We start from the raw sequence: 8,759 nt of genomic DNA, 5'->3' as shown, positions 1-8,759 counted from the left end.
AGCATAAGTTTTAGTTCATAAGTTTAGGTTTGATTAGTTTTATTGGTTTAGTTAGTGAAAAGGATGAGTGTTGACTCGTCCTTTTTTATTTTATACCCATTACAACTCTAAACGACGTCAGAATATCACCTCACCCACAAATTACATTTTTCGTAAACAGATTATTCCTCCCGGACATTTTCCCAGGCAAAAGATCTAAATCCATTCATCTTTCTTTAAAGTATATTTTGAGAATATTCTTATCTCCGAAATTGCAGAAAGAAAAATTGAGCTAACTCGTTTCTTAAATTTTAAGTTGGTTCTTTCGTAGTTCTACCAGGATCAATATCATTATAAGATTCTAAATTCTTCAGCCGCTCACTGGCATTTTGTGATAAGTTAATATGATTAGTAAAACCGGTTGCCAAATTGAAAATGGCAATATATTTTCTACTGACTTAATACGTATTTAACATCCAGAATAACACAAACGCCTTCCCAAAATACATTTCCTACACTTCAGAACAACGTCTCACGAACACATATAATATTGACATACTGGCTTTTAGAAGCCTACCAATTAATATCTAATCGATTTGATTGATGATTGATAAAGTTAAAACATGTTATTGAGCACATATTTTAACATTGCAGTAACCTCCGATCCAGGTATTCACCTTACATTTGTACTACAAGTTTAGTTCATAAGTTTAGGTTTGATTAGTTTTATTGGTTTAGTTAGTGAAAAGGATGGGTGTTGACCCGTCCTTTTTTTATTGGCAAAAATTAAAACTTCAATATCTTTTTGTCAGCCTCAACACGCTTATAATTTCTTTTTTACATTTTATTCCGCAAACGTTTGCAATAGACGACATTTATCACTCATAAATAATAACAATACGATATTTGATCACTTAACATTAGATTAACTTTTATCTCGAAGAAACCCCTTACATTTGTACTATAAGTTTTAGTTCATAAGTTTAGGTTTGATTAGTTTTATTGGTTTAGTTAGACAAAAGGATAGGTGTTGACCTGTCCTTTTTTATTTTATATACCAAACACTATATCAATAAAGGCATTCAGCCCCGATCGCAAATCTCACAATAGATTTTACTTAAGTCCTGATAGATTTAAAATATGTTGTAGAACACATTTTTTAACATTCGGATAACCTCCAACTCAGATTTTCACCGTACATTTGTCATACAAGTTTAGTTCATAAGTTTAGGTTTGATTAGTTTTATTGGTTTAGTTAGTGAAAAGGATGGGTGTTGACCCGTCCTTTTTTTATTTCCCCTTCTCAAAAGCCCCATGTCTTTTTGCCGCATTTTTACACTTACATTTTCTTTTTGATAGTTTTTCTACCATTTGAAAGACATAAACAACCTCTATCGTTGATAAATATTTACAATTAGATTCGGCCCGACTTAACATTTGGGTAATATTTATTTGATCGAAACGCCCTACATTTGTAGCATAAGTTTTAGTTCATAAGTTTAGGTTTGATTAGTTTTATTGGTTTAGTTAGACGAAAAGGATGGGTGTTGACCCGTCCTTTTTTATTTCACACTAACCACAAAATGAAAACTCCGATAAACACGAGTGTTACAGCCACATTGATTACGCAAGCTTTGTAAACATCATTCACAGATACCGGCCTTGGATTCTCTCCTATAAAAGGCTTTTCAACTAATACGCCATGATAACGGTTTGGGCCGCCAAAACGACAATTTAATATCCCGGCCAACGCGGCTTCAGGATATCCGGCATTCGGACTTGAATGTTTCCTGCCGTATTTAAAGATGAATTTGATCGCCCGTAGGTTAAAACTTACAACAGCCATTAAAATTGCTGTTAATCGTGCAGGTATGAAATTTAGCACATCATCCAGCTTTGCAGCAAAAAAGCCAAAATCCTTGCAACGCTGATTTTTATAGCCGATCATTGAATCGAGGGTATTCGCCATTTTGTAAGCAAACATAGTGGGTACTCCACCGATGAAATAGAAAAAAAGTGGAGCAATAACACCGTCACTAAGGTTTTCGGCCAGGGTTTCCAAAACCGCTGTTCTGATCTGGTTTTCGTTTAGTTGTGCTGTTTCACGCCCAACGATCATTGATAATTGTTGACGGCCGGCTTCCAATCCTTCCCTCTCCAATTTTACGATTACCCGTAATGATTCCTGAATAAGCGAACGATTAGCCAATCCATAAAAAACCAGAATAGAAGAAACGACGAGGTACAGATTTTGATAAGCGGACAGAACCGCTAATCCCAATGTAAGAACAAAATAAGTGTTAAGAATCAGCCCTGAAGCCAGCAGCGCGCCTTTTAGTTTTCTGTTTTTACCCTGGTTTAATTTTGCTTCACCTGCAGCAATTGCCTTGCCAAACAAACGGATAGGATGCGGTAGAAAATGTGGATCACCAATGAGACAGTCGAGTGCAAAACCCGCCAGAAGCGGGATAATCAGGTCAAGATGTTCATTCAATTTCCATCGATTTATAAATGTATTCCATATCTACATTTTCCCTGATCAGTTGGGCCAGCTTGTCGTATTGTGTCTCTTTAAATTGCTGAAAATCCAGTTGAGTTGAAACCTGCTTTCCTGATTCTTTCAAAATCCGGTTAACTACGCTTATATTATCAAAAATGCCGTGAATATATGTTCCCCAGGTTCGTTCATTTAGGTAATATCCATCCCGTTTAGTACCATTTACCATACAAGCCGGACTTTCCAGAGCAGCGACAGTTTCGCCCATATGAATTTCATAGCCCTTTCCCTCCTCACTATTTTGAAAAGTAAAAGTACATTGTTCTGTTACCTTTTCTTCGGTGAGAATTGTTTCGACCGGCAAAATTCCAAGACCGGGAACTTTTTCAATCTGGCCTTCCACATGGTTTGGATCAGAAATCCACTCTCCCATCATTTGAAAGCCGCCACAAATTCCATAAACCGCCTTTCCCTGTTCGTGCGCTTTTTTTACAGCATTTGCCATTCCCTGTTTTTGGAGAAACAGAATATCAGAAATGGTATTTTTCGAGCCGGGCAGAATCACAATATCGGCCTCTTTAATATCTTCGGGTGATGCTGCATAAAACAGGTTTACTTCCGGTAATTGCTCCAGAAAATTAAAATCAGTGAAGTTTGACATGTGCCGCAGCAAAATCACCGCAATATTTGTTTTTCCTTCAACGGCCTTAAACTGCTTTTTGTCGACCACCACCGAGTCCTCATCATCGATATAAATATCGCGAAAATGCGGAATAATGCCGACTACCGGTACACCGCAAAGTTCTTCCAGTTTTTTTGCACCATCTTCAAACAACGAAATATCTCCCCGGAATTTATTGATGATGATACCTTTCACCTGTTTTCGTTCCTGTTCAGGCAATAGCAACATCGTACCGTAAACACTACCAAAAACACCGCCTTTGTCGATATCAGCAATGAGGTAAGTCGCAGCATTTTTCTCAACAGCTACCCGCATATTGGTAATGTCTTTTTCCCAAAGGTTCACTTCCGAGATACTTCCAGCACCTTCTACAACTATCGGATTAAAATCCTTTTCCAACCGCGAAAAAGCATTTATCGCCTCGTTAAAAAGAAAATCGCGATCGGTTTCGTTAAAATAAGCTTTTGCCGATTTATTCGCCCAAGGTTTTCCATTGAGTACAATTTGCGAATCCATGTAACCGGTTGGTTTTAGCAGCACCGGATTCATCTCCACACGGCAATCAATGCCACAAGCCTCAGCCTGTACAGCCTGTGCACGACCGATCTCCAAACCATCCGCAGTGGGATAACTATTCAACGACATGTTTTGTGCTTTAAAAGGCGCCGGACTTAAACCATCCTGTTTAAAAATGCGGCAGAAACCTGCGTTAACAACACTTTTACCGACATCGGAGCCGGTGCCGACAAACATTATCGGGCGGTATGTTTTTGTTTTAATCATGCTTATTTATTTCGAATACGGTATTACTGGCGTACGCCGGTTTAAAGTTTTCAAATAGCTCAGAAATGGGTATATTTTCAATCACACTTTTTAAAATGCGGATTACTCCGGCATGCGCAACAACGGCAATATTTTCAACATTCAATTTTTCAATTTCACGGATAAAAGCTGAAACGCGCTCCACCATTTCCGGGTACGATTCGCCGTTTTTCGTTGGCAAGGTTTGGTAATTGTCCATCCAGATTTTTCCGTCAGGTCGAACATAAATTTCATCCCAGGGCAACATCTCCCAGTCACCAAAATTCAATTCTTTTAAACGCGGATCAAAATGTATATCAATATTCGGGAATAGACTTTCGGACAGTTTCCTACAACGTAACAATGGGCTCGACCAGATGAAATGAAAACTTATCTGCTCTAATTCTTTCGACAGGCGTTGTTGTTCTTCGTCGAACGAACTAGCCACATCAACATCCGTCTGCCCATAACAAATGCCGGGGTTTACAGCAACGCTACTATGTCTGATCGCGTAAATCTTCATCTCATATTTTGATAAGCAAGAATACACAAATAAAAAACGACTTCGCATAGTTGCTGCAGGGCGCCCAAAATATCGCCGGTATACCCGCCTAATTTGCGTGTGATATAATTTCGGAAGAAAAAGGTTACTATGAGCAAAACGGAAATAACCAAAACGCTTTCCTGCCAGTTGAGAAATAACAATGACAATCCTCCGGTTATAAGTGCAAATAACAATGAAAATAAAGAATCAGCTTTCCCAACAGGTTTGGTTTTACTGCTTGCATCCAACCTTGCATATACGGAAGAATAAATGAGTAACACCGGAAAAACACGACTCAGCGCATGACCGGCAATTAAAATGAAAGGAATTCGTATTGCATCGACATGCGACAAGGCCAGGAATTTTATAGCCAAAACCGACAATAGTCCAACCGTTCCGTAAGTGCCGATTCGACTGTCTTTCATTATTTCCAGAATTCTTTCGGGCGTGTAGCCGCCACCAAAACCATCACAGAAATCAGCAAAACCATCCTCATGAAAGGCACCGGTCAGCAAAATTGTGGCCACCATACTTAGCGCTACAGCCAACGTAACGGGCAATACTGCTCCAAACATAAAATAAATCAATGCTCCAACTCCTCCCACAATCCATCCAACTACAGGAAAGTAGCGCGTTGATTTATTTAGCATTTTCTCCGACCAGCCTTCAATTCGTCCAACGGGGATTCGCGTGTAGAACATCAGGGCCGTGAGAAATATTTTAAATTCGTTTTTCATATAGCCACGAGCAGAGAGCAAAGAGCAAAGGGATAAAGTCCATTTCCTCTTTCAAACTTCAAATTTAATCTTTGTTACTAATCCCGGCGGCGTCCATGCTGCTCATTTCATTTAGGAAATTAACTGCCGAACGTATCAAAGGCATCGCAACTGCAACTCCGGTTCCTTCGCCCAGTCGCATTCCTAATTGCAACAACGGTTTTGCGCCAAGATGCTCCAACATCAGTTTGTGTCCTTTTTCGTCGGAACTGTGGCAAAAGATACAATTATCTTTTACAGCCGGCTCCATTTGTATTGCAGTAAGCACTGCAGCAGTAGCAATAAAACCATCGATAAGAATCAGCATATTTTGCTTTTTTGCTTCCAAATAAGCTCCCGTTATAGCAGCAATTTCAAGTCCTCCGAATGTTGCCAAAATCTCTTCAGGAGTATTTGGATCGTATTTCTCAGCAATTTCTTTTAGGATTCTTGTTTTACGATCTACCTGCTGATCTCCTAAACCCGAGCCGCGTCCGGTACAATCTTCCATAGGAAAGCCAGTAAATTTGTGCATCAACAACGACGAAGGCGAAGTGTTCCCAATTCCCATTTCGCCACATCCAATGGTATTGCAGCCCTTGGCAGCCTGTTCGCGAACAGCTTTAGCACCAACTTCCATGGCTGCTTTACATTCTTCAATGGTCATGGCCGGTTCTTTTCGCATATTACGACTTCCGTTTGCAACTTTTGCATTTATCACCGGAAATTCGTCGGCAAAATTGTAGTCAACGCCCACATCGTAAACTTTTAACTCCATTTCGCTCTGGCGGCAAAAAACGTTAATCGATGCACCGCCGGCACAGAAATTCATTACCATTTGCCAGGTAACATCTTTTGGGTATGGACTGATGCCTTCGTCGGCCAAACCATGATCGGCTGCAAAAACAAGGTGCGCCGGTTTTTCAATTTTGGGCGACAGTGTATTTTGTACCAGCCCGATTTGCAGGGCCAGTTTTTCGAGTAATCCAAGCGAACCGAGTGGCTTGCTTTTGTTATCGATTTTATGTTGTAGTTGATCTTTTAATGTCATAGTTTTATTTTTTCTCGCAGATTACGCGGATATGCGCAGATACTAATTTTAAACACGAAGTCTCAAAGACACAAACTTTAACTTTTGCCTTTTTACTTTCTACTTTTTACTTGAACCGGTATTCCGGAAACTAGCAGATAGACTTCGTTAGCCGATTTGGCAATGTACTGGTTCATCCAGCCTTGCAGATCGGCAAACTTGCGGGCAATTTCATTTTCAGGATGAACGCCCATTCCCAATTCGTTGCTTACCACAAAAAGCTGCATGTCCTGATTAATAAATTTATCCCATTCTCGTTTGGCAATTTCGAGACTGGCGTCTACGTCATTTTTGTTCTGATAAAAAATATTGGTCAGCCAAAGCGTAATACAATCAAGCATAACTGTTTTCCCGCTCAGGTTGTGTTTACTGATTTCAATCTCCTCCTCAATGGTTTGCCACTGGTCGCCACGATCGGACTGATGGCGTTTTACCCGTCGATGAAAATCTTCGTCCCAAATGTGTGCAGTCGCCAGATACACCGGTGCATCCGAATTTTCTTCTGCACGTTTTTGTGCAAAGCTGCTTTTTCCTGATCGCTGACCGCCTGTTATAAATGTAATTTGTGCCATTCTTTAAAATTGTCTCAGTACTTACAAAAAGTCAAACCCCCGGTACGCGACCAGGGGTAAGAATCATTATCATGTGCTTTGAGTGCCACACTTACGGCAGAAACTGCTATAAGTGTTCATATAGCTATTCACCTTTCTTCGGACTACAAACGTCTTGTTTATAGATCCAGGTTATTTTATCACCACTTTCAAGGGGCTGGTCGATGGCAATCTTTTTGGCCGGCTCGCCATTAATTTTGTAATACCAAACACTTTTGTTCGGCTCGCCTTTAACGCCATCAATTGCATCGACAAAAACATATTGCCCCATGGGGTGCGTTTTTACTTCCGCAACAAACTGGAGGGCTTCCAAAGCAGAAAGCCCTTCTTTCCAATTTGTCTCGATTTTCAGTTTTGGATGATTCAACGATCCAAAATCTATTTCAACAGTAACCTTATCTCCGTTGCCGGCAAAAGCCGATAATCCGAAAAAGCAGGCCAGCAGCAGATTTAGGCAAAATATTTTTAGTTTATACATCGCCTATTCAGCATCTAAAAGCATGAATGGCGCAATACCTGTTTCAAACTCGTTTAGTTCTGTTCCGTCTGGTGAGTATGTTACCACTGAACCATTTGAAGTTACATTGTCAGAGAAGAAACAAAACAGTTTATTATCGTAGTATCCCAAACCGTTTAATCCATTCACTCCATCGATGAATTTATCAACTTCGAAACTTTTTGATGCGACATCGAAAACAGACACTCCACCAGGCATTCCGTAACCACCGGTGGTTACGATATATAATTTTGAGAAGTCATCATTAAACTCGAAAACATCAACGTAGTTCATACTGCTTACTCCTTCTAAATCGTATTTGGCTTCAAATTCATCGGTAGAAGTATTGATATAACCAATTCCGGTTAGTGTGGTCTCATCGCCATATGCAACACCCAGATTGATGTACAAGTTATCCTGATCATCCTTTTCAAAATACGAAGGAATGTTGCCTTCAGGAAGATCGATGTATGAAACCTCCTCTGTGTCCAGATCAACTACCGCCACCTGATTTGTATAATTCAATGCAGCGTACAATTTGTTTCCAACAATAGCCAAACCTTCAGGGCCATAATGCACAGGAATTGTGCTTACAACTTCTCCGGCAGTTAAATCCACTTTGGCTATGTACGAAAGAGTAGGATCGGCATACACTGCACCTCCCCAGCATGAAACATACAGGTAGTCGCCCAGCGCCTGACAGTTACGAGGTCCTACAATTTGATCGGTGATTCCATTTTCAGTCTGCTCAAATGTTTTTGCATCAACCCAAAAAATCTGATCGGCAGTATTCCCCGTCATATAAATCTTACCATTGTAGTTGTAGGCAAACTGAATGTTTGAAGTGATATCCAATCCATTTACAGAGTTGTAGTAACTGTTGACAACCTCATCAGTATATTTATTGTAGGCTGTAATGGTCGATTTATCTCCCGACCAGCTACCCGCATTAACAATGTATGCCAGTGATGCGTCAACATTAACCTGGAGAGTGATTGTATTGCTCACCCCACCGTTCACTGCAATAAGTGTAACATCATAAATACCCGGTTCGGTGTAAATATGAAAAGGATCGGCCTCTGTTGAAGTTTCATTGTCGCCAAATCTCCACTCGTAACTCGCCGCATCTACCGATGTATTGGTAAAGAACACGGTATCTCCCGCCTGAATATTCTCCTCAGGAGCGTAGGTAAAACCGGCTACAACAGTTGCCGGATCATCGTCATCGCAAGCAGTAAAGGCAAGTGCCAACACCGCCAAAAACGTTAAAATTTTAAATCGGTTTTTCATTTTTTGTAGTTTGT

The 8,759-nt window shown here is 40.3% G+C and carries 8 protein-coding genes; all 8 read right to left on the bottom strand.

Translation table 11 applies throughout. The annotated features are described in order from the left end of the window. Nucleotides 1-1,546: 1,546 nt before the first annotated feature. Entirely contained in the window at nt 1,547-2,473 is a 927-nt protein-coding gene (gene cbiB / locus QZ576_RS11725; RefSeq protein ID WP_297097347.1) for an adenosylcobinamide-phosphate synthase CbiB, read from the bottom strand. Further along, complete coding sequence (locus QZ576_RS11720) at nt 2,466-3,941, bottom strand: cobyric acid synthase (protein WP_297097345.1); 1,476 nt, start codon at nt 3,939-3,941, stop codon at nt 2,466-2,468. Before QZ576_RS11720 ends, cbiB begins: the two co-directional genes overlap by 8 nt. Beyond that, nucleotides 3,934-4,482: an alpha-ribazole phosphatase gene (gene cobC, locus QZ576_RS11715; protein WP_297097343.1), complete on the bottom strand. Its 549-nt coding sequence runs from the start codon at nt 4,480-4,482 to the stop codon at nt 3,934-3,936. The genes QZ576_RS11720 and cobC overlap by 8 nt, the downstream gene beginning before the upstream one ends. Then, on the bottom strand, nt 4,479-5,240 hold the full coding sequence (locus tag QZ576_RS11710; protein WP_297097341.1) for an adenosylcobinamide-GDP ribazoletransferase: 762 nt from the start codon (nt 5,238-5,240) through the stop codon (nt 4,479-4,481). Before QZ576_RS11710 ends, cobC begins: the two co-directional genes overlap by 4 nt. Nucleotides 5,241-5,304: 64 nt before the next feature. Beyond that, nucleotides 5,305-6,309: a nicotinate-nucleotide--dimethylbenzimidazole phosphoribosyltransferase gene (gene cobT, locus QZ576_RS11705; RefSeq protein ID WP_297097338.1), complete on the bottom strand. Its 1,005-nt coding sequence runs from the start codon at nt 6,307-6,309 to the stop codon at nt 5,305-5,307. A 92-nt stretch (nt 6,310-6,401) separates the two neighbouring features. Further along, on the bottom strand, nt 6,402-6,920 hold the full coding sequence (gene cobU / locus QZ576_RS11700; RefSeq protein ID WP_297097336.1) for a bifunctional adenosylcobinamide kinase/adenosylcobinamide-phosphate guanylyltransferase: 519 nt from the start codon (nt 6,918-6,920) through the stop codon (nt 6,402-6,404). A gap of 124 nt (nt 6,921-7,044) precedes the next feature. Then, complete coding sequence (locus QZ576_RS11695) at nt 7,045-7,437, bottom strand: DUF4430 domain-containing protein (RefSeq protein WP_297097334.1); 393 nt, start codon at nt 7,435-7,437, stop codon at nt 7,045-7,047. Between the two features lie 3 nt (nt 7,438-7,440). Beyond that, nucleotides 7,441-8,745, bottom strand: a complete 1,305-nt coding sequence (locus QZ576_RS11690; protein ID WP_297097332.1) for a PKD domain-containing protein — start codon at nt 8,743-8,745, stop codon at nt 7,441-7,443. Nucleotides 8,746-8,759 lie beyond the last annotated feature (14 nt).

Origin of the sequence: uncultured Draconibacterium sp. (assembly GCF_913060805.1) — a bacterium.
Classification (GTDB): domain Bacteria; phylum Bacteroidota; class Bacteroidia; order Bacteroidales; family Prolixibacteraceae; genus Draconibacterium.
This window is presented reverse-complemented; position numbering and strand designations above follow the sequence as displayed.